The sequence below is a fragment of the Ectopseudomonas composti genome (assembly GCF_001567565.1).
Taxonomy (GTDB): Bacteria; Pseudomonadota; Gammaproteobacteria; order Pseudomonadales; family Pseudomonadaceae; genus Aquipseudomonas; species Aquipseudomonas composti_A.
This window is the reverse complement of record NZ_LSSW01000029.1, coordinates 533,401-555,070: the sequence shown is the minus strand read 5'-3', so window position 1 is coordinate 555,070 and position 21,670 is coordinate 533,401. Positions and strand designations below refer to the sequence as shown.

At 62.1% G+C, this 21,670-nt stretch carries 19 protein-coding genes and 2 pseudogenes; 5 read left to right on the top strand and 16 right to left on the bottom strand.

From position 1 onward, the window contains the following. Positions 1-97: 97 nt before the first annotated feature. Complete coding sequence (locus tag PCLY_RS19070) at positions 98-898, top strand: cytochrome C assembly family protein (RefSeq protein ID WP_061241176.1); 801 nt, start codon at positions 98-100, stop codon at positions 896-898. Positions 899-908: 10 nt separating this feature from the next. Beyond that, on the top strand, positions 909-2,195 hold the full coding sequence (locus tag PCLY_RS19065; protein ID WP_061241175.1) for an HlyC/CorC family transporter: 1,287 nt from the start codon (positions 909-911) through the stop codon (positions 2,193-2,195). Here PCLY_RS19065 and PCLY_RS19060 read toward each other — a convergent pair. From PCLY_RS19060 to PCLY_RS19040, 5 genes are read right to left on the bottom strand one after another with little or no spacing between them, the layout of a single operon-like run. Next, entirely contained in the window at positions 2,167-2,901 is a 735-nt protein-coding gene (locus PCLY_RS19060) for an SGNH/GDSL hydrolase family protein (RefSeq protein ID WP_061241174.1), read from the bottom strand. The two genes, PCLY_RS19065 and PCLY_RS19060, sit on opposite strands and share 29 nt — an antisense overlap. Next, entirely contained in the window at positions 2,898-4,079 is a 1,182-nt protein-coding gene (purT, locus tag PCLY_RS19055; protein ID WP_061241173.1) for a formate-dependent phosphoribosylglycinamide formyltransferase, read from the bottom strand. Before purT ends, PCLY_RS19060 begins: the two co-directional genes overlap by 4 nt. Before the next feature lie 21 nt (positions 4,080-4,100). After that, complete coding sequence (locus PCLY_RS19050) at positions 4,101-4,298, bottom strand: DUF1289 domain-containing protein (protein WP_061241172.1); 198 nt, start codon at positions 4,296-4,298, stop codon at positions 4,101-4,103. Then, positions 4,291-4,818, bottom strand: a complete 528-nt coding sequence (locus PCLY_RS19045) for a gamma carbonic anhydrase family protein (protein ID WP_061241171.1) — start codon at positions 4,816-4,818, stop codon at positions 4,291-4,293. The genes PCLY_RS19050 and PCLY_RS19045 overlap by 8 nt, the downstream gene beginning before the upstream one ends. Before the next feature lie 21 nt (positions 4,819-4,839). Beyond that, positions 4,840-5,445, bottom strand: a complete 606-nt coding sequence (locus PCLY_RS19040) for a CoA pyrophosphatase (RefSeq protein ID WP_061241170.1) — start codon at positions 5,443-5,445, stop codon at positions 4,840-4,842. 323 nt (positions 5,446-5,768) lie between these two features. Between PCLY_RS19040 and PCLY_RS19035 the strand changes: the two genes are divergently transcribed. Next, positions 5,769-6,323 (top strand): NUDIX hydrolase, encoded by a 555-nt coding sequence (locus PCLY_RS19035; RefSeq protein ID WP_061241169.1) that lies wholly within the window; start codon positions 5,769-5,771, stop codon positions 6,321-6,323. A gap of 17 nt (positions 6,324-6,340) precedes the next feature. Beyond that, positions 6,341-6,844, top strand: a complete 504-nt coding sequence (locus tag PCLY_RS19030; RefSeq protein WP_061241168.1) for a L,D-transpeptidase family protein — start codon at positions 6,341-6,343, stop codon at positions 6,842-6,844. A gap of 45 nt (positions 6,845-6,889) precedes the next feature. On the opposite strand, the gene PCLY_RS19025 is transcribed toward PCLY_RS19030, so the two are convergent. The 3 genes from PCLY_RS19025 to purL form a co-directional block, all read right to left on the bottom strand. Next, complete coding sequence (locus PCLY_RS19025; RefSeq protein WP_061241167.1) at positions 6,890-7,207, bottom strand: YqfO family protein; 318 nt, start codon at positions 7,205-7,207, stop codon at positions 6,890-6,892. Between the two features lie 156 nt (positions 7,208-7,363). Beyond that, positions 7,364-7,540, bottom strand: coding sequence for a CDGSH iron-sulfur domain-containing protein (locus tag PCLY_RS24590; protein ID WP_231740189.1), 177 nt, complete (start codon positions 7,538-7,540; stop codon positions 7,364-7,366). Between the two features lie 230 nt (positions 7,541-7,770). Further along, positions 7,771-11,667 (bottom strand): phosphoribosylformylglycinamidine synthase, encoded by a 3,897-nt coding sequence (gene purL / locus PCLY_RS19020; RefSeq protein ID WP_061241166.1) that lies wholly within the window; start codon positions 11,665-11,667, stop codon positions 7,771-7,773. Between the two features lie 167 nt (positions 11,668-11,834). Here purL and mltF point away from each other — a divergent pair, with 167 nt between their 5' ends. After that, positions 11,835-13,301, top strand: coding sequence for a membrane-bound lytic murein transglycosylase MltF (gene mltF, locus PCLY_RS19015; RefSeq protein WP_061241165.1), 1,467 nt, complete (start codon positions 11,835-11,837; stop codon positions 13,299-13,301). Between the two features lie 4 nt (positions 13,302-13,305). Here mltF and PCLY_RS19010 read toward each other — a convergent pair whose 3' ends face one another. The 8 genes and pseudogenes from PCLY_RS19010 to tadA form a co-directional block, all read right to left on the bottom strand. After that, positions 13,306-13,773, bottom strand: coding sequence for a hypothetical protein (locus PCLY_RS19010; RefSeq protein WP_082768110.1), 468 nt, complete (start codon positions 13,771-13,773; stop codon positions 13,306-13,308). A gap of 21 nt (positions 13,774-13,794) precedes the next feature. After that, a pseudogene (locus PCLY_RS24585) lies at positions 13,795-14,002 on the bottom strand (tRNA-specific adenosine deaminase); the annotation flags it as partial. Positions 14,003-14,257: 255 nt separating this feature from the next. After that, on the bottom strand, positions 14,258-17,317 hold the full coding sequence (locus tag PCLY_RS19000; protein WP_061241163.1) for an autotransporter outer membrane beta-barrel domain-containing protein: 3,060 nt from the start codon (positions 17,315-17,317) through the stop codon (positions 14,258-14,260). 38 nt (positions 17,318-17,355) lie between these two features. Continuing rightward, complete coding sequence (locus PCLY_RS25230) at positions 17,356-17,634, bottom strand: hypothetical protein (protein ID WP_061241162.1); 279 nt, start codon at positions 17,632-17,634, stop codon at positions 17,356-17,358. 226 nt (positions 17,635-17,860) lie between these two features. Further along, positions 17,861-17,959: pseudogene (locus tag PCLY_RS25410) on the bottom strand (ESPR-type extended signal peptide-containing protein); the annotation flags it as partial. A 515-nt stretch (positions 17,960-18,474) separates the two neighbouring features. Then, positions 18,475-19,161 (bottom strand): response regulator transcription factor, encoded by a 687-nt coding sequence (locus tag PCLY_RS18990; protein ID WP_061241161.1) that lies wholly within the window; start codon positions 19,159-19,161, stop codon positions 18,475-18,477. Then, positions 19,140-20,525 carry a sensor histidine kinase gene (locus PCLY_RS18985; protein ID WP_061241160.1) on the bottom strand — a complete coding sequence of 462 codons (1,386 nt, stop codon included), beginning with the start codon at positions 20,523-20,525 and terminating at the stop codon, positions 19,140-19,142. Before PCLY_RS18985 ends, PCLY_RS18990 begins: the two co-directional genes overlap by 22 nt. Positions 20,526-21,163: 638 nt before the next feature. Then, positions 21,164-21,640, bottom strand: coding sequence for a tRNA adenosine(34) deaminase TadA (tadA, locus tag PCLY_RS18980; protein WP_061241159.1), 477 nt, complete (start codon positions 21,638-21,640; stop codon positions 21,164-21,166). Between the last annotated feature and the right edge of the window lie 30 nt (positions 21,641-21,670).

Here is a 21,670-nt window from a genome sequence, read left to right as displayed (position 1 = left end):
GCGAACTCGCCGAGTTGCCGACACCGCCGGCAGTCTTTCGTGCTGACGCCCATCTGTGCCACACTCAGCGCCTTTCGGGCTCGCCTTACACGGATTTATGCACCCTCTGTTGCCCAGTCTCGCCGCCGCCCTCCTCTATGCCGGCGCCGCCGCTTACCAAGGTCTGCGCCTGACGCAGCGCAGCATCCCCGACAAACGCCTACTGGCGTCGCTAGGCGTGCTCGCCTTGTGCCTGCATGGCATCAGCCTGTTCTACCAGCTGTATGACGTGCACGGCCTCAACCTGGACTTCTTCAACGCAGCCAGCCTGATCGCCTGGGCGGTCATCGGCCTGATCCTGCTGGCCTGCCTGCGCATCCCGGTGGAAAACCTCCTGCTGCTGCTCTTCCCGCTCGGCACACTGACGGTGCTGGCGGCGGAGTTCATGCCCAGCGGCACCATCAATCCGATCGACGAGCACCCCGGCATCCTGGCCCACATCCTATTCTCGATCATGGCTTATGGCATGCTCACCATCGCCGTGTTCCAGTCGATTCTGTTGCTGCTGCAAGACCATCAGCTCAAGCACAAGCACCCGTCCGGGCTGATCCGCAACTTCCCGCCCCTGCAAACCATGGAAAGCCTGCTGTTCGGCTTCCTCTTCGCCGGCTGGCTGCTGCTGTCGCTGTCACTGCTGTCCGGCGCGCTGTACATCGATGACCTGTTCGCCCAGCACCTGGCGCACAAGACCATCCTTTCCTGCTTCGCCTGGGTGGTGTTCGCCGTTCTGCTGTGGGGTCGCCACCAACTCGGCTGGCGCGGTCACAAGGCCATTCGCTGGACCCTCGCCGGGTTCTGCCTGCTGATGCTGGCCTATTTCGGCAGCAAGCTGGTGCGCGAATTCATCCTGCACATCTGAGGCAGACGCCGTGGACGAACTTCATTCGAGCTACCTGCTCGGCCTGCTGATTTTCCTGATTCTCTGCTCGGCGTTCTTCTCCAGCTCCGAGACGGGCATGCTCAGCCTCAACCGCTATCGGCTCAAGCATCTGGCCAAGGAAGGGCACAGCGGCGCCAAGCGCGTCACCCGCCTGCTCGACCGCCCGGACCGCCTGCTCGGCACCATTCTGGTTGGCAACAACGTGGTGAACATCCTTGCGGCTTCCATCGCCACCGTGCTGGCCGTGGACATGTGGGGCGAAGCCGGTATCGCCATCGCAACGGCTGGCCTGACCATCGTCGTGCTGATCTTCGGCGAAATCACACCCAAGACCCTGGCAGCCCTGCGCCCAGAGCTGGTGGCCTTTCCCGCCAGCCGCGTGCTGAGCCTGTTGCAGCGCGTGCTCTATCCGGTGGTGTGGCTGACCGGCGCGATCAGCAACGGCCTGCTGCGCCTGCTCGGCGTCGACCCGTCGCAACGCGCCAGCGACAGCCTGTCCACCGAGGAGCTGCGCAGCGTGGTGCGCGAGTCCGGCTCGGACCTGCCGCTGAACCGCCAGAACATGCTGCTGGGCATCCTCGACCTGGAGCGCGTCACGGTCGACGACATCATGATCCCGCGCAACGAAGTGGCCGGCATCGACCTCGAAGACGACCTGGAAACCATCGTTGGCCAGTTGCGCAGCACGCCGCACACACGCCTGCCGGTGTTTCGTGGCGACATCAACCAGATCGAGGGCGTGGTGCACATGCGCCAGATCGCCCGTCTGCTGACGCATAACCAGCTGACCAAGGAAGCGTTGCTGGCCGCCTGCAACGAACCCTATTTCATTCCGGAAAACACGCCCCTGGCGACCCAGCTGATCAACTTCCAGAAACAGAAGCGACGCATCGGCATCGTCGTCGACGAGTATGGCGACGTGATCGGCATCGTCACCCTGGAAGACATTCTGGAAGAGATCGTCGGCGACTTCAGCAATCAGGACAGCCTGCGCAGCCCCGACATCCACCCGCAGGAAGACGGCACGCTGGTCATCGACGGCGCCGCCTACATTCGCGAAGTGAACAAGACGCTCGGCTGGCATCTGCCCAGCGATGGTCCCAAGACCCTCAACGGCCTGATCACCGAAGCGCTGGAGAGCATCCCTGACAGCAGCGTGTGCCTGAAGATCGGCCCCTATCGCCTGGAAATTCTCCAGGCAGCGGATAACCGGGTGAAGAGCGTGCGCGTATGGCAGGTGAAAAAGGTCAAGCCGGACACAACAGCAACGGAGTGAGGCGTTCGGCCAGGCCATTGGCCCACTGCCGGTAACCCAATGCCGACGGGTGGTAGCCATCCTCGGCCAGGTAATGCGCCTCGAACGGCAGGTCCAGCCGGCAATGCAACGCCCCAAGGCGTTGCGCCAGGCCCTGCAGTTCAGCATCCAGCAAACTGGCCCGCCAGCCCATCAACTGTCGCAGCAACCAGGGCAAGGCCGTGAAATGCTGCAGCGGCGGCACCCCGCTGAAGACCACGCGACAGCCCCGCTCGCCCAATGCATCCGCCATGCCGGCAAGGGCCTGCTGCCAGCGCTCGCTCGGCGTGAGATGAGTGGTGTCATTGACACCGAAGACCAGCAGCGCCAGGTCGGCCGGCTCTGCCAACGCCAACGGCAGCAGGCGCTCATGGGCCTGAGACGCGGTGATGCCGTTCTCGCCGCACGCACGCCAGCGCACTGGTCGCCGCAGGCGCTCGGCCAGGGCTGCGGCCAGGCAACTCGCCAGTGACTGCTCGAAGTGACTGACCCCGACGCCTGCCACTGTCGATTCACCGATCAGCAACAGGCGCAAGGGCTGCCCCGGAAAATGCGCAGCGGCGATACCGCAGGGTTCACCCTCGGCAACCGGCAGACGCAGAGCGGTGCGCCGGGTATGCAGGGCCAACGGCAGCGCCAGTGGCAGCAATGGCAAGGTCGCCAGCCACCACAGCGCATGCCGGCTCACAACTGGACGCGTACCGCTTGTGCGCTGCGCAGCGCCTTGGCACGAGCGGCCTCGATGGACTCATCGCGCGCCAGCGCTACACCCATGCGGCGCTGACCTTTGACTTCAGGTTTGCCGAACAGACGCAGCGCCGTGTCCTCCTCGCTCAGCGCAGCGCCGAGATTGGCGAAACTGGCCTGCTGCGAGTTGCCCTCGACCAGGATCACCGCCGAAGCCGACGGCCCCATCTGACGAATCACCGGGATCGGCAGGCCGAGAATGGCACGGGCATGCAGGGCGAACTCGGAAAGCTCCTGGGAGATCAGCGTCACCAGCCCCGTGTCGTGCGGGCGCGGCGAGACTTCGCTGAACCACACCTGATCGCCCTTGACGAACAGCTCGACGCCGAACAGGCCACGACCACCGAGCGCCTCGGTCACCGCCAGCGCCACGCGCTCGGACTCGGCCAGCGCCTTCGGACTCATAGGCTGCGGCTGCCAGGACTCCTGATAGTCGCCGCCTTCCTGACGATGACCAATCGGCGCACAGAAGCTGGTGCCACCGGCATGACGCACGGTGAGCAGGGTGATCTCGTAATCGAAATCGATGAAGCCCTCGACGATCACCCGGCCCTTGCCGGCACGGCCGCCTTCCTGGGCATAGTCCCAGGACTTCTGCAGGTCGGCATCGCTTCTGAGCACGCTCTGGCCCTTGCCGGAGGAGCTCATGATCGGTTTGACCACGCAGGGATAACCGACCGACTTCACCGCTGCGGCGTAGTCCTCGTAGGTATCGGAGAAGTGATACGGCGAAGTCGGCAAGCCCAGCTCTTCGGCTGCCAGGCGACGAATGCCTTCGCGGTTCATGGTCAGTTGCGCGGCACGGGCAGTGGGCACCACGTTGAACCCTTCGGCCTCCAGCTCGACCAGCGTGGCAGTAGCGATGGCCTCGATCTCGGGCACGATGTAGTGCGGCTGCTCCTTCTCGATCACGGCACGCAGAGCCGCCCCATCGAGCATGTCGATGACGTGGCTGCGGTGCGCCACCTGCATGGCCGGCGCATTGGCGTAACGGTCGACGCCGATGACTTCACAGCCCAGGCGCTGCAACTCGATCACCACTTCCTTGCCAAGCTCGCCGCAGCCACACAGCAGTACACGGGTCGCGGAGGACGACAAAGGGGTTCCAATACGGGGCATGAGGGTTCCTCGAACAGTGAATCAGGAAGGCATTAAAAGGCCTGAAGCACGGGCGCGCTCCAGGCAGCGTTGCAGCACCACGCGGCGCTCGGCATTGTCCATGCGGCCCCAACGGGTGATTTCGGCAGCGGTACGCTGACAGCCGATGCAGACGTCCTGCTCATCCAGCGCGCAGACATGCACGCAGGGCGAACGCACGGGCTTTTCTACGTCACTCATCGTCATCAGGTACCAGTTCACGGGAATAGCGCTGCGCATTATGAACGTAATGAGCGGCACTGGCCTCCAGCATCTGCTTCTGCTGCTCGGTCAGTTCGCGCACCACCTTGCCCGGGCTGCCCATCACCAGGCTGCCATCGGGGATGACCTTGCCCTCGGGAATCAGGCTGTTGGCGCCGATGATGCAGTACTTGCCGATCTTGGCGCCGTTGAGAATCACCGCGTTGATGCCGATCAGGCTGTAATCGTCCACCGTGCAGCCATGCATCATCACGTTGTGGCCGACGGTCACGCCCTTGCCCAAGGTCAGGGGAAAGCCCATGTCGGTGTGCATGACGCTGCCGTCCTGCACATTGCTGTTCTCACCGATATGAATCAGTTCGTTGTCGCCACGCAGCACCGCACCGAACCAGACGCTGGCCCCCGCGTCCAGGCGGACCTTGCCGATCAGGTCGGCGCTTGGCGCAACCCAGCTATCGGGATGGGCGTCGACACGGAAGCTTCCCAGGCGGTATTTCATGCTCGTCAGTCCTCGGCGCTATCAGCGCAGGTGTATGAAGTGTTCGGGCGGCTGGTGCAGGGCAATCTGCGCATCGTCGAAGACCAGATTGACCAGCTCCACCACCATGATCGCCGTGAGGCCCCAGATGCGGTACTCGCCATAGGTGTAGGACGGCACGTACCAGCTGCGCCCGAGATAATCGATGCGATGGGTCATCTCACGTGGATCGGAGCGAAAGAACTCCAGCGGCACCGAGAATACCGAGGCGATCTCGGCATCGTTGGCCTTGTACTCGACGTAATCGGGCACCACCCCGACATAGGGCGTGACCTGAATGCCATGCCGTGAAACCAGACTACTGAGCGGCCCGACCACCTCGACCAAGCCCGGCGGCAGGCCGATCTCTTCCTCGGCCTCACGCAGCGCGGTATCGACCAGATCGCGGTCCTCAGGATCGCGCCGGCCACCAGGGAAGGCGACCTCGCCACCGTGAGTCGACAAACCGCTGGCGCGCAGGGTCAGCACCAGTTCCGGTTCATCACTGCGGGTAATCGGGACCAGCACCGCCGCCTCGGGGAAGCTGCGCTCGGTCTCCAGAGGGCGCGGGCTGTAGCCGCGCACGCGGTGGAGCAACTCGTCCAGCATGGGCATACTCGGAGTCTTGTTTTACCAGGCATCATGGCATGAAAGCGGCCGCCCGCCCAACCCCCGACGACGGCACAAGCTGGCCGTACTCGGGCGCCCTAGAAACGCAGGCGAGGCAGCCAGCGCAAGGCAAAATAGGGGAAAAAAAAGCACTGGGCCCGCATTCGGGTTCACGGGTTGTAAATGAGCATTTGACCAAGCTGGCGTTCCAGCCTGTTTTTAACGCAGCGATGTCAACGTAGGTAGTTTTTAGAGGTGCCCGCTAGCGGGCTTGCCGGCCAGCACGCCGGCCGCCAAGATAGCCCCAGAAAAGAGGAGCGGGCATGAAATTCTGCAGCCAGTGTGGCAACCCGGTCAGCCGCATGATCCCGGCTGGTGACAACCGCATGCGCCATGTCTGTGGCCACTGCGCCACCGTGCACTATGAAAACCCGCGCATCGTTGCCGGCTGCCTGCCCGTGTGGCGCGACCAAGTGCTGCTGTGCCGCCGCGCCATCGAGCCACGCCGCGGCTACTGGACGTTGCCGGCCGGCTTCATGGAGAACGGCGAGACCACCGAGCAAGCCGCCACCCGTGAAACGCTCGAAGAGGCCTGCGCCCGCGTGCGCGACCTCAGCCTCTATACCCTTTTCGACCTGCCACATATCAGCCAGGTGTACATGCTGTTCCGCGCCGAGCTGGTCGACCTGGATTTCGCCGCCGGCGAAGAGAGCCTGGAAGTACGCCTGTTTGAGGAATCGCAGATTCCCTGGTCAGAGCTGGCTTTCCCGACCATAGGCCGTACCTTAGAATGCTTCTTCGCCGACCGTCGGCAGAATCTCTTTCCGGTACGCAACGAGCCTCTCGAAGCGCTGCGTGCCCATTACACACCCCGTTGACCCTGCGGACGTCCCCGATGCGTTGGTTGTTGCCCCTGCTTTGCCTGATCCTCAGCTTCAACGCCATGGCCAGCGCCACGCCCGTGAGCAGCAGCCGCACCGTGGACAAGGTGCTGGTACTCAAGTCCGAGCGCAAACTGCACCTGCAGCAACACGGCAAGACCATCAAGTCCTACCGCATTTCCCTGGGCAAACAGCCCAGTGGCGCCAAGCAGCGCGAAGGCGATCTGCGTACGCCGGAGGGCTTCTACTGGATCGACTGGCGCAAACCGAGCGACAAGTACCAACTGTCGCTGCACATTTCCTACCCCAACGCCCGTGATCTGGCCAAGGCCAAGGCTGCCGGCGTGCCAGCGGGCGGCATGATCATGATCCACGGTACACCACTGGACGAGGAATACCCGGAGTGGTTCTTCCATACCCTGGACTGGACCGAGGGCTGCATCGCCATGAAGAACGACGACATGCGTGAGGTGTGGAGCCTGGTCAAGGACGGCACACTGATCGAAATCAGGCCCTGAGCCCTGCATTGAAAAAGGCGCCATCGGCGCCTTTTTAATATCGACTCAAAACTGCAGGTCGGACAACCGCCAGACATCGAAGGCCGGGGTTTCGTAGGGATGGCTCTTTTTCAGAGCCTTGACGGCATCATGGATCAACTCGTCGGCGACGACCATTTCCACTTTCCATTCGGCGACCTGCTCGACGCTGCCGACCTGGCCAATGAACGGCTGGCTACCTTGCAGAGCACGGAATTGGCCATCACCCAGCACCTGCCAGCAGCAACTGTCATACAGACCGATACGTCCGCCTCCCGCTGCAAACACCGCTTTTTTCACCGGTTCCAGATGGGCTTCCGGCACGTAGAAACACAGTTTGTACATCAAACTCTCCGCAGATGGGCAACCGAACAACAGACAATCCATGGCGCCAATATGATGGCATTTTGACATGGACTTGTCTTGAGACCGCCCGCACAAATCCAAGCGTAGCGTTAAAACGCTTCACCGCTTTCGACTCGGTCGACAGGCGTGACGTTCTCAACGGCCGCTGAAAAAGCGCCGCCATCTGTCGGCAAGACCACTGACGGGAGGGCTGTGGCTGCCATCGCAGTAGGGCAGATCCGCGGATCGGCTACAGCGGCAAAGCAGCAGGCGCTGCTCGCGCTCGGGGTACAGAATCAGGGATTGGGCGCAGCCGGATGTGCAGTTCGGCATCTTGGGTGAGTGCCCGCAGCGGCACAGGCGATGAACTTCACCGGGTTTGACCTGGCGAACTTCGGGGAGGGTCTGCTGGGAATCATCGGCCATCGCAGGGCCTGCGTAGCCCGGATGAAATCCGGGGAGGGGTGTAGCTGCGCTGTCCCGGATTGCCTCCAGGCTACGGCGCCCTGCTCCCCTCTCCCGCAGCGGGAGAGGGTCAGCAGAAGGCCGCTACGCGGCCGCTGTTAGTCCACCCAGACGCGGGCGTTGCGGAACATGCGCATCCAGCCACCGTCTTCCTGCCACTCGTCCGGGCGCCAGGAGTTCTGCACGGTGCGGAATACCCGCTCCGGGTGCGGCATCATGATGGTCACGCGACCGTCACGACTGGTCAGGCCGGTGATGCCACGCGGCGAACCGTTGGGGTTGGCCGGGTAGGCTTCGGTGACCTTGCCATGGTTGTCGACGTAGCGCAGGGCCACGCTACCGGACAGATCGGCTTCCAGCAGCGCCTCTTCGCTTTCGAACTCGGCATGGCCTTCGCCGTGAGCGATGGCGATCGGCATGCGCGAACCGGCCATGCCCTGCAGGAAGATCGACGCCGACTCCTGCACCTGGACCATAGCCACGCGCGCCTCGAACTGCTCGGAGCGGTTGCGCACGAAATGCGGCCAGAACTCGGTGCCCGGAATCAGCTCATGCAGGTTGCTCATCATCTGGCAGCCATTGCACACGCCAAGGGCGAAGCTGTCCTTGCGCTCGAAGAAGGCCTGGAAGCCTTCACGAGCACGGGCGTTGAACAGCACAGACTTGGCCCAGCCTTCACCGGCGCCGAGCACGTCACCGTAGGAGAAGCCGCCGCAAGCCACCAGGCCCTTGAACTCATCCAGGCTGATGCGACCGGCGAGGATGTCACTCATGTGCACGTCGATAGCGGAGAAACCGGCGCGATCGAACGCGGCGGCCATTTCCACCTGACCGTTGACGCCCTGCTCGCGCAGGATCGCCACCTGCGGACGCACACCCTTCTTGATGTAAGGCGCGGCAATATCCTGGTTGACGTCGAAACCCAGCTTGACCGACAGGCCGGGATTGTCTTCTTCCAGCAGCAGGTCGAATTCCTGGTCGGCGCCCTGGGCGTTGTCGCGCAGACGCTGGATGCGGTAGCTGGTCTCGGCCCACTGACGCTGCAGCAGGCGACGATCACCGCTGAACACCGGCTCGCCGTTGAAGCTGATGCTGACGTCGCAGTTGTTGACCGGCTGACCGATCACCGCCACGCAGTCGTCCAGGCCGGCTGCGCTGAACTGCGCCAGCACTTCCGGCGTGGCGTCCTGGCGTACCTGGATGACCGCACCCAACTCTTCGTTGAACAGCACGGCCGGCAGCTCGGAGCTGTCGTCAGCCAGCGCGTCGAGGTTCAGCGACAGACCGCAGTGACCGGCAAAGGCCATTTCCAGCACGGTGGTCAACAGGCCGCCGTCGGAACGGTCGTGGTAGGCCAGCAGGTGGCCGTCGGCATTGAGGCCCTGGATCACGGCGAAGAAGGCCTTGAGGTCTTCGGCGTCATCGAGGTCCGGAACCTGCTGGCCGATCTGCGCATACACCTGAGCCAGGATCGAGGCGCCCATGCGGTCCTGACCACGACCGAGGTCGATCAGGATCAGGTCTGTCTCGCCCTTGTCCATACGCAGTTGCGGGGTCAGGGTCTGGCGGATGTCCTGCACCGGGGCGAAGCCGGAGATGACCAGCGACAGCGGCGCAGTCACGCTCTTGTCGACGCCCTCGTCCTGCCAGCGGGTCTTCATGGACATGGAGTCCTTGCCCACTGGAATGGTGATACCCAGCGCCGGGCACAGCTCCATGCCGACAGCCTTGACGGTGTCGTACAGACGGGCGTCTTCGCCCGGGTGGCCAGCGGCGGCCATCCAGTTGGCCGACAACTTGATGTCGGACAGCTTGCCAATGCGCGCGGCAGCCAGGTTGGTGATGGTCTCGCCGACGGCCATGCGGCCGGACGCCGGGGCGTCGAGCAGGGCCAGCGGGGTGCGCTCGCCCATGGCCATGGCTTCACCGCTGTAGACGTCGAAGCTGGTGGCGGTCACGGCGCAATCGGCCACCGGTACCTGCCAGGGGCCGACCATCTGGTCGCGCGCCACCAGGCCGGTGATGCTGCGGTCGCCGATGGTGATCAGGAAGCTCTTGCTGGCCACGGCCGGGTGACGCAGTACGCGGCCCAGCGCTTCTTCGATGCTCACGCTGGCGGCGCTGAAATCATCGCCCTGCTCGGCTTCGCGGCTGACACTGCGGTGCATGCGCGGCGGCTTGCCCAGCAGCACTTCCAGCGGCATATCCACCGGGGTATTGCTGAAGTGGCTGTCGGTCACGGTCAGGTGCGGCTCGGCGGTGGCCTCGCCGACCACGGCGAACGGGCAGCGCTCACGCTCGCAGATGGCCTTGAAACGCTCGAAATCGGCAGCGTCGACGGACATGACGTAACGCTCCTGCGACTCGTTGCACCAGATTTCGTGCGGGGCCATGCCCGGCTCGTCGTTGGGCACGTTGCGCAGCTCGAAGCGACCACCACGACCACCGTCGTTGATCAACTCCGGCAAGGCGTTGGAGATACCACCGGCACCGACGTCGTGGATGAACTTGATCGGGTTGTCTTCGCCCAGCTGCCAGCAGCGGTCGATGACCTCCTGGCAGCGGCGTTCCATTTCCGGGTTCTCGCGCTGTACCGAGGCGAAGTCCAGGTCGGCCGAGCTGGCACCGGTGGCCATCGACGAAGCAGCGCCGCCGCCCAGGCCGATGAGCATGGCCGGGCCACCGAGCACGATCAGCTTGGCGCCAACCGAAATCTCGCCCTTCTGCACGTGGTTCTCGCGGATGTTGCCCAGGCCGCCGGCCAGCATGATCGGCTTGTGGTAGCCGCGCACTTCCTCACCGCGCGGGCTGCTGACCGCCTGCTCGAAGGTACGGAAGTAGCCGTTGAGCGCCGGACGACCGAATTCGTTGTTGAACGCGGCGCCGCCCAGCGGGCCTTCGATCATGATGTCCAGCGCGCTGACGATGCGCTCGGGTTTGCCGTAGGGCTTTTCCCAGGGCTGGAGGAAACCGGGGATGTTCAGGTTGGAGACCGAGAAACCGGTCAGGCCGGCCTTCGGCTTGGCACCACGACCGGTCGCACCTTCGTCGCGGATCTCGCCACCGGAACCGGTGGAAGCGCCCGGGAACGGGGCGATGGCGGTCGGGTGGTTGTGCGTCTCCACCTTCATCAGAATGTGTACCGGCTCCTGCACCGCGCCGTACTGGCGGGTCTCAGGATTGGGGAAGAAGCGACCGGCGGTGTGGCCGACGATGACCGAGGCGTTGTCCTTGTAAGCAGACAACACGCCTTCGTTGTGCATCTGGTAGGTGTTCTTGATCATGCCGAACAGCGACTTGTCCTGGCTCTGGCCGTCGATGTCCCAGCTGGCATTGAAGATCTTGTGGCGGCAGTGCTCGGAGTTGGCCTGGGCAAACATCATCAGTTCGATGTCGTGCGGATTGCGCCCCAGGTCATTGAAGCTCTTCACCAGGTAGTCGATTTCGTCTTCGGCCAGGGCCAGGCCCAGATCCTGGTTGGCCTGCTCCAGCGCGGCGCGGCCACCACCAAGGACGTCCACGGCGGTCAGCGGCTTGGGCTCGGCGTGACTGAACAGCGCGGCGGCGTCCTCGAGGGCGCTCAGCACCAGTTGAGTCATGCGGTCGTGCAACAGAGCGGCGACAGCGGCATTGTCAGCTTCGCTCAGCTCGCCACTGACGTAATAGGCGATACCACGCTCCAGACGCTGGATCTTGGCCAGGCCGCAGTTGCGGGCAATGTCGCTGGCCTTGCTCGACCAGGGCGAAATGGTGCCGAAACGCGGAATGGTCAGGAACAGTTTGCCGCTGGGCTCCTGCACCGGCACGCTCGGGCCGTACTTGAGCAGCCGGGCCAGCACGTGTTCCTCATCGGCGTTGAGCACGCCAGTGACGTCGGCGAAGTGCGCGAACTCGGCGTACAGCCCGGTCACGGCCGGCACCTTGCTGGTCAGTTGCTCGAGCAATTTGCCATGGCGGAAAGCGGAAAGGGCGGGAGCGCCGCGCAGAATCAACATCGTCGGAACAGCCTCTGGGAAGGGGTGTGCTGGAGGCCGGGCATTCTACCCTAAAGCGACAGCCGGCGGCACCTGTAGCCAGGCCCTTTAAGGACGAACGCGCACTAGCAGAGAAGCGAAGCGCTGTCGAGATATGGCGCCGCCTGCGCTTTGCGTATACTGCGCCGATGTTTGCACGACCTGCGATACGCATGCGTTGCGCCAAAGGGCTGTTGGCGATTGGAACCCTCCTGATGCTTGCTGGCTGTGGCGAAGAACCCAAGCCCAGCGTACTTGAGCAGGCAAAGGCGGAGGGTGAGCTGCGCGTGGTCACTCGTAACAGCCCCGCCACCTACTTCCAGGACCGCAACGGCGCCACCGGTTTCGAATATGAACTGGCCAAGCGCTTTGCCGCCGATCTCGGCCTGGAACTGAAGATCGAAACCGCCGACAACCTCGACAGCCTGTTCGCCAGCCTTGGCCGCGCCAACGGTCCGGTCATGGCTGCCGCAGGCCTGGTGGACACACCGCAGCGCCAGCGTCAGGCGCGCTTCTCCATCCCTTATCTGGAAGTCACGCCGCAGGTCATCTATCGCCAGGGCGAGAGCCGCCCGACCAAACCCGAAGACCTGATCGGCAAACGCATTCTGGTGCTGGCCGGCAGCAGCCACGCCGAACAGCTGGCGGCTCTCAAGCTGGAGCTGCCCGAGTTGGAGTTCGAGGTTTCCGACGCGGTCGAGGTGGTCGACCTGCTGCGCATGGTCGACGAGGGGCAGATCGACCTGACCCTGGTGGACTCCAACGAACTGGCAATGAACCAGGTGTACTTCCCCAACGTGCGCGTGGCCTTCGACCTCGGCAACACCAACAGCATGCGCTGGGCAGTGGCCTCCGGTGAGGATGACAGCCTGCTGCTGGAAATCGATGCCTTCCTCAAGCGCGCGGAGGCCAACGGCACCCTGCAGCGCCTGAAGGAGCGCTACTACGGCCATGTCGACGTGCTCGGCTACGTGGGCGCCTACACCTTCGCCCAGCACCTGCAAAAGCGCCTGCCGCGCTACGAAAAGATGTTCCGCCAGGCCGCCCACACTCACCAGATCGACTGGCGCCTGCTGGCGGCCATGGGCTACCAGGAATCGCTGTGGCAGCCCAACGCCACCTCCAAGACCGGCGTACGCGGCCTGATGATGCTGACCCAGCGCACCGCCCAGTCGGTCGGCGTGTCCAATCGTCTGGACCCGAAGCAGAGCATCGACGGCGGCGCCCGCTATTTCATCCAGGTGCACCAGCAACTGCCGGAAGGTATCGCCGAGCCGGATCGCACCTGGTTCGCCCTGGCCGCCTACAACGTCGGCGGCGGCCACCTGGAAGATGCCCGCAAGCTGACCGAAGCCGAAGGCCTGGACCCGAACAAATGGGCCGATGTACAGAAGATCCTGCCGCGCCTGGCGCAGAAGCAGTGGTACAGCAAGACCCGGTACGGCTACGCCCGTGGTGGTGAGCCGGTGCACTTCGTACGCAACATCCGCCGCTACTACGACATCCTCACCTGGGTAACCCAGCCCCAGCTGGAGGGCTCGCAGGTCGCCGAGAACGGTATCCACCTGCCCGGCATCGACAAGCGCAAGCCCGAAGAAGAAACCCCGCCGCTCTGAGCTGTCAGAGCAAACTCTGATTGCCCACCGCACAGCGACTGATCGCCTGCCGTGCCTGCACCAGCCCCTTGAGTCGAGTCGCGCACTGCGCCTGACTCGGCATCCGCTCGACCTGCAGATTGGCCTGTTCATCAATGCTGATCAGGTAGGGATGGCTGTAGCGGGCGCGGTCGTTCCAGGCGCTGAAACGCTGGGTGGCGAACACGCAGCGGTAGTCCAGATGACCGGTAAAGCCCTGGAAGCGATCACGCATGAAGATGTGGTGATAGTGCTGCCAGTCGCGATCACGCTGACCGACCCGCACAGCCTCCTGGCACGCCTCCAGCGTGGTGATCTGCGGCTCGTGCAGGAAAATGCTCTGCGCCAGATTGGAACCGCCCAGCTGCACACTGGCGACCAGATACACCTCAGGCTGCTCCGCGAACGCTGGCGCAGCCAGAACCGCCAGCAGACTCAAGATCCGTTTGTTCATGCTCATTCCCAGTGACGACGCTCAGCCTCGCCGAGCCTTGAAGAAATCTTTCAGCAGCGCCCCGCTCTCCTCGGCCAGCAAGCCACCTTCAACCCGCACGCGGTGATTGAGAAAGCCCTGATCGAAGAACTGCCCCTGGCTGATCGCCCCCCCCCGCGCGCGGCTCACCGGTACCGAACAGCACACGGGCGATACGTGCATGCACGATGAGGCCAGAGCGGCGCCTGCATCGTTACGGAACAGGACGCTAGACCCAGTCGTAACACTGACCACGGGTGCTTGGCATGGAAACTTACCAGACACATCTAACAACCGGCCACAGGAACCGTCCGCAAGTGCCTGAAAGCCTGAATCGCCCAGTTCCAGATCAGGCCGGCCGTAAACGCTGAGGCGGGGCCTTTGCCCCGCCTCACCTGACCAAACCTGCAAAGCGCATAGGTATAGCGTTGAAGTTCTACCCGTCAGCCACTTTCCAGGTGAACCATCAGAAACGCATTCCCCAGTTCAGTCGCACGCCCTGATCCCGGGCGTTGCTGGCAAACTCGCCCTGATAACTCACGCTCAGGGTCGACTCAGGTGTGACCTGGAATGCCGCGCCAACCTCCACCTCCGCCGCATTGCGGGCCAAGGGGGCACCATGGATGGTAAAACTGCTGCCACCCTCGACAAAGGCATGGCGGCTGTCCGGCTCAAGGTCAGCAAAACCATGCTTCCAACCCAGCGAGCCGTAAAGGTTGGCGGTGGTGCCACCCACGCTGATATCCGTACCGCTGCGCAGCCCCAGAGTGCTGGAGCCGGTAGCGGTGTCGTGGGCCTTGATGCGCAGTGCCGCGCTGCCACCGCGCTCCTCGCTCGCCTCGTTGCGCAGGTTGACCCAGGCGATATTGGCGAAAGGCTGCAGCCAGTAGCCTTCACGCTCGATACGGTAGCCCAGCTCGGCAAACGCCTGCAGGCTGTCGGTGTCATAGTCGTCGCGCAGCGTCTGACCGAGCACCTCGCCTCGTTTGGTCTCCAGTTGGGATCGGGTGTACCCCAAGCCCAGGTTCAGGCTGAGCTGATCCCAGTTCTGACCGGCGTAGACCCCAAGGTGGTAGTTGTCGCTTTCGCCGCTGGAGGTACGGTCATTGACGTCGAAGTCGCTGTAGCTGGCACCGCCGAACAGGCCGACGCGCCAGCCATTGCTCAGACGCTTATCGATGCCGAGCAACAGCCCTTGCTCGTCGCTGTCCAGCGCTGCGGCATTGCCGTTGCCATCCAGATTCATGCGACCACCGAGCAGTTCGAACCATACGCCCTGCCCTTCGCTGCGCTCGGTGCTGCGCGCGCGCTGCAGCAAAGCGCTGCGTACCTGGCTGGCGCTGTCGAGCAGAACGGTTCGGGCACTGGCGTGCACTTCGCCCGACAGGGCATCCATCGCGGCAAACGCTTGACGCTCGCTCATGTTGAGCACCTGATCGAAGACAGCCTTACCCGCTCCCTGCGTAAAGACCCCCGTCGCCGTCGAGCGCTGGTTGCGGCTCATGCCAGCCAGGGCAAAGGTCTGCCCGAGGGCGTTATCCAGGCTACTGGTCAGGGTGAGGGCATTACCAACCTGCCCCAGCACAAAGCTCAGGTAGGCGTAGTCGAAGTCGATGTTCAGCCTCTGCGTGCCTTGAACGTCGAGGGTTCCGGCCTCAAGGATGGTGTAGGTCGTACCGGCGGCGTAGTTGGAGCCGCTGCCAGCGACCGGCATCACATGAACGATGGCACCATCTTCTATGGTGGCGGTACCCGTCACATTCACCAGGTCATTATTTACACCGGCGACGTTGCCACCGTCATTCAGCTCCACCTCCAGCGTCGAGCCCGCCCCCAGGCTGAAGTCGCTGTTCACATTCAGAGTGCCGATGGAGTTACCCGGCGCCACCGTACCGCCAGAAGCGGCGTTGAGAGCGCCCAGCGAGCCAGAACCACCGAGCCTGCCGCCCGTCACGTTCACGGTGCCGCCGAGTGCATTGTTCACGCTCAGCAGACCGCCACTGAGAATGGTTGTTCCTGCATAGGTAGAGCTGTTTCCGCTCAGGACCAGTTCGCCATCGCCTTCCTTGGTCAACACGCCCATACCCGAGAGGGCACCAGCATAAGTGCCATTCATACCCTGATCGAAAGTCAGCGCGGCATTGTTCACAATGTCGCCCTGCAGAGTTGTCGTGTCACCGATCAATGTACCCGCCGAAATGGTCGTGCCGCCGGTGTAGCTGTTGGTTCCGCTGAGAGTGAGCGTGCCAGCGCCGTCCTTGGTGAAGGCGCCAGTTCCGGAAAGCGCCCCACTTGCCGTGGCCGCCACACCATTGGCGACGGAAATCGTGCCGTTGTCAGCACCGATCAGCACATTATTCTCCACCGTGGTATCAGCGGTTACGGCAAGCGCCCCTCCGTTGAGGGTCAGCAGACTGTCCGATGTACCCAGCGCACCGCCGCTATCGATCGAAAGCGTACCCGCCAATACCGTCCATGGCGTCGTCTCCGCGGTCGAACCGACGAGCGCCATGGTACCGGCACCGATCTTCTCAAAGGCCTCAAAGCCCCTGAAGTCGCCGCTGACGCTGTCGAATCCCGAGACGTCAAACTCACCAGTTACACCAATCGTCAACGTGTCGTGCTCCCCGTTCGCGACAACCGCGCCGCCCCGGGAGCCGCCGAGCACGATCAGTTGGTTGGTGCCGCCGGTGAATTCGATGGCGTTGGCCTCGGTTCCATCGGCGCCGACGCCGCCGCTAACGCTGCCAGCAACAGTAACCGTCAGGTTAGAACCCTGGATGCCAACGCCGCCGGCGCCACCGACGCCATCATCCCCCAAGGAGGCGCCGCCGTCGCCACCATCGCCACCGGTGACACTGCCAGTGGCGGTGACTTCGATGGTTCCGCCATTGAGCCCAAGCAAACCGGCACCGCCCGCGCCACCCGCACTAGCGTTCGTGTTGTTGATGTTCTCGCCGCCATCACCACCGGCACCACCAGTGACAGTGCCGGAAATCTGAACACTGCCGCCGGCCTCGAGAACCACGCCGCTGCCGCCGTTGCCGCCGTTTCCCGCCCTGCCGCTGATGACCGGAGCCCCACCCGAATCACCGCTGGCGCCGCCGTTGCCGCCGCTCCCGCCGGTGACGCTGCCCTCGATGCTGGCTGCTGCAGCCTGCGTGAATATCAAGCCGTCACCACCATTACCGCCGGCGCCGCCACGCCCTAGGAGGAAACCGACCGCCGCATCGCCCCCGCGACCGCCATTGCCTCCGCCCCCCCCGGCTACCGTGGAACCAATGACGAGTGACACCCCTGCACCTTGGACGAGTAGGCCGAGCCCGCCGCCGCCGCCGCCACCACCATCGTGACCCGCTTGGGAGTTATTGCCGCCGCGACCGCCATTGCCGCCGGCGCCGCCATCACCGCCCTGCACGGTGAACCCGGACAATGTGGCTGGATCGCTGTCCGTGGACACAAAGCCGTAGCCGCCTACGCCGCCGCCACCACCGCCGCCGCTGGAAAGGCCTGTGTTGGCGGTCAACGAGCCACCGTTTCCACCGTTTCCGCCCGCCCCGCCCGTTACGGTCGATGGAAGATCATTGAGAAGACCCACACCGCCCACGGCACCCGCACCACCACCACCGCCGCCGCCCGCACGGATGTTGTCGTCGCCCCCGTCACCACCATCTCCGCCGTTGGCGCCATCCGAAGCCCCGCCTGCGCCGCCGGCCCCACCAGCGCCATCATCCACACCACCGTGTTCAGCGCCCGCACCGCCAGCGCCAGCCGCACCGATCCCGGCGCCACCACCACCGCCACCGCCAGCAGAGGAAGAGCCCAAGCTCCCTTGGCTGCCATCTCCACCGGCGCCCGTTAGGCTTGATGTCCCGCCTGAGCCACCACCAAAATTGTCACGCCCACCGCCCTGGCCGCCAGCAGCTGGATCCTGCGCATAGGCGGACATCGACATCGCGCTCCCCAGGGCCACCACCGAGATCACGGCAGCATGCAAAGCGCTATAGCGCCAGCTCCACTTTTTAAAAGGCGTGACATCGCAACGAGATGAAACAAGGCCTGCAAGGGCGATGGTTGATTGAGATGAGGAACTTTTTCTTCTGCCTTTGGCCAACTCACCCACCACTACCCATACCTGACGAGCAGCACTCCAGACAATCTTATACATCCTGTTCATTGCGAAAACCTTTTGCTTTTATCAAATTGAGCTAGCACGCATCTCTTTTCTCAGGGCGCAGAAAGTCTGCGCAGACGAAACAAGCGTCCCCTGAGAAACAACGAAAACGCGACACTAGCACAACGCGAGAAAAGCTTATGTTTCACCGTGTAACATGACAGGGACTTGGCTGATCAACCCTTTGCATAAGACAAAAATTGAAAGTTAAATAATTTCAGGCCCACCAAACTTCATGCATCACGAAGAATCACGCGCACAACAAAGCAACCAAGTACAGCCAATAAACCATCAGTAATAAGCATGGCCACGGCAGAATTCGGCGTCGACTCATAGAACGACATGACGTAGCTACTGGATGGCGGCAGTAATGCTGAAGACCAGCAATGCTCAATCAACAGCGCCGTCAGGAAAGGGCTGGTTTTAGAGTTTGATAAGAAACCGGTTTACATCACTAAAGCAGGCCTAGGCGCACGACAGCACTCAAATTATTAAAGCCCCGATAAACCTCAATGATGCACACGCACCGCTTCGGAAAACAGATAACCGACATTGCGTACGGTCTTGATCGGGATGGCATAACTACCGGTCGTAAAACGGCGGCGAATGCGGGTGATATGGACATCCAGGCTTCTGCTTTCCGGCGGGTAATTTGGAACACCCATGGCAGCATACAGTTGCTGTCGGGTTACGGGCTTTCCGGCCAGAGATATCAACCGGTCCAATATATCCCGCTCGGACTTTGACAACTCATGCGCTTCACCGTCCGGCGTGATCAGCAACCATTTGGCTGCCTGAAACTGCCAGGGGGTGGGCGCTGCCTTTTCAACACTGCCGTGTCGCTTGCAGCGTTGCATCACTGCCAGCAACTCTCTGATATCAACTGGCTTGGGCAAATAGTAATCGGCCCCCGAGGACAGACCGTTGACGCGATGTTCAACATCGCCCAAGGCTGACATCATGATGATCTCGATACGCCTTGTTTGCTTGAGGCGACTGGCGATTTGCAAACCGCCCTCGCCGGGCAGATTGACATCCAGCAGCAGCATATCGACCTCGAAACGGCTCATGATGGCATCCATCTGCGTTGCCGAACCGGCCTCCATGACGTCCATCCCGATACTCTCCAGCACGGCGCGTATGGGTGCACGGAAGTGTGCCTCATCGTCGACGATCAATACGCGCAACTGTTGCATCTGACCGCTCCCCCAGCAGGTAATGTCACGGAAAAAATGGTCCCCTGCCGGCGCTCGACACTCACCGTACCACCGTGCAGTTCAACAATCCGTTTGACAAAGAAAAGCCCCAGCCCTGATCCCTGCGGCTGTGTTTCCGACGACACACGATAGTATTTATCAAAGATCCGTTGGCGTTCCTGCTCCGCAACACCCTGGCCGTCGTCAAATACTTCCACCGTTATCGGGGCGGCACTATTCTGCGGCGGGGATAGCAGCCGAATTTCAGTATTCTCGTGTTTGCGTGCAAATTTCCGGGCGTTGCTTATCAGGCTTGAAAACAAAATCGACACAAGGTAGCGATCACCCTGTATGTGCAGCGCCGCGGGAGCATGCGCATCGACAAAACGAACACCGTACTCCTGACTCAAGCCCCTCAATAGTTCGACCAGATCGAGCGACGTCATGAACAATTCATTCTCTTCGATAACGGTCGAGATCCGCTCATCACTCAGGCAGCCATCAACCAGATCGCTCAGGCGCAAGGAAGTTTGCTGTATTCGCTCCAAACTTTCTCTAATGAAGGGTGCTGGTGGGTTATCGATCATCGCCACCGCATCGGCATTGGCCTTGATGATACTCAATGGGGTTTTGAACTCATGAGATAGCATGGCCATGAAATCTTTCTGCTCACGCAAGGCAATACGCGCGACATCATGGGCCGCCGTAACCTCCTGCAACTGGAACTTTAATTGCTCACGCAGGCGATCAAAGACAATTACAACAATACCGACCATTACACCAATGCTGGTAACTATTCCCAGCATGAATATCAAGTAAGCACTCTTAAAGTCTGACTGACTCATGCTCGGCTGACCCAGAATGAAGAAAACCCTGATCACACAAAGTAGGGTAGCCGTCGCAAAAACGATTGCCAGAGCGCGCCGAGATAACTGTATTTGACCTTTCCATAACACCCAGCTGCTCATAAAGGTAAGACAGCCTATCGCTATTGAGCTGATGAAAACGCGTTTACTCAGGTCCTCACCATCTAGAAAAATAATAATCAGCGGGTAGAACATCAGTATGATGGTCATTGGCCAACGCCACTCCATGGCGAGATCGCAGAGCTGCCGTACTGCCTGATAGTAGAACGCGCCTGCGAGAAGGTAGGCCGCATTTGACAGCAGAATCGATATCATCGGGTCGATGATGCCACGGGCCAGGAGAACCACAGGGGTGACCGCCTGGCAGGCGCCGGCAATAGCCGCGTGCCTGAGGCCGGGAGTTTCCGGTAACAAACGATAAAGTAAATAAAGCGCGATAGCTGACAGGCATGAAATGACCGCCATCATCAGAAGTATGGTGTTGAAATCAAGCGCCACAAAAATCCTACCTTCTAATCAATCACTCGCCCAATACCTCGATCACAGCGAGAGCTGAGTGCAATGTGGCTCTTAAACTGGCGTCGGACCATCCTGCCAGCCAAGCTCAGAGCACAGTAATAAAAGCCTGGCAGCGCAGTTTCTGATTGCCAAACTGCGACTTGAGCTTCGCTCACGTATTGAGCGGGGCAGGTCACACTTCAAGTAAGCGCGTTGATAACCGCCTACTCAGCTCTCAGCAGTGCACCAAAGGTTTCTGCACTTGGAGCACGAAACTTATCAGCAGAAGCCCTGCCCCCCAGCACTCTAAAGCTTAAGCAAGTGTGATACCACAAAGCCATAGCAGCCGAGAGAAATGGCCCTGACGGCCGCCTGATAAGGCTTACGCCAGCTAGAGCCCTCTTCAAGCTGGCCTGGATATAACGATGGAAACTCTCTTCGTCAGTCTCTTGCTGGCTCTCGGAGGACTGCTGTGGCTCCTGTTCCTTGCTCCCGGACTGGCGGTCTACTACCTGTTCCACCGAGCGCGATCAGCTTAGCGACAACCGATATCTCGTCCTACGGCGTATCCAACCGCCTCGCCCCAATTAAGAGCATCGCGGGACGACGACGCGCCGCACCTGTGAAACGGCGACTGATCAGCCGCGCCGAGCCTTGAAAAATGCTTTCAGCAGCGCCCCACTCTCATCGGCCAACAAGCCGCCCTCCACCTGTACGCGGTGATTGAGAAAGCCCTGATCGAAGAACTGCCCCTGGCTGATCGCCACCCCCGCGCGCGGCTCACTGGCTGCGAACACCACGCGGGCGATGCGTGCATGCACGATCAGCCCGGCGCACATGCTGCAGGGCTCCAGCGTGACGTACAGGGTGCTGCCTGGCAGCCGATAGTTCTGCACACTTTCCGCCGCTGCACGGATCGCCACCATCTCGGCATGGGCACTGGGGTCATGCCGCAGAATCGGGCAATTGAAGCCCTGCCCGACCACCTCACCGTCCTGCACCAGCACGGCGCCAACCGGCACTTCACCCTGCTCGGCACCCAGGCACGCCTGCGCCAGCGCCAGGCGCATGAAATGCTCGTCACGCGAGCGGTCGATGATCTGCGGTCGTTTCATTGCATCAATCCGTAGGGCAACCCGCCACCT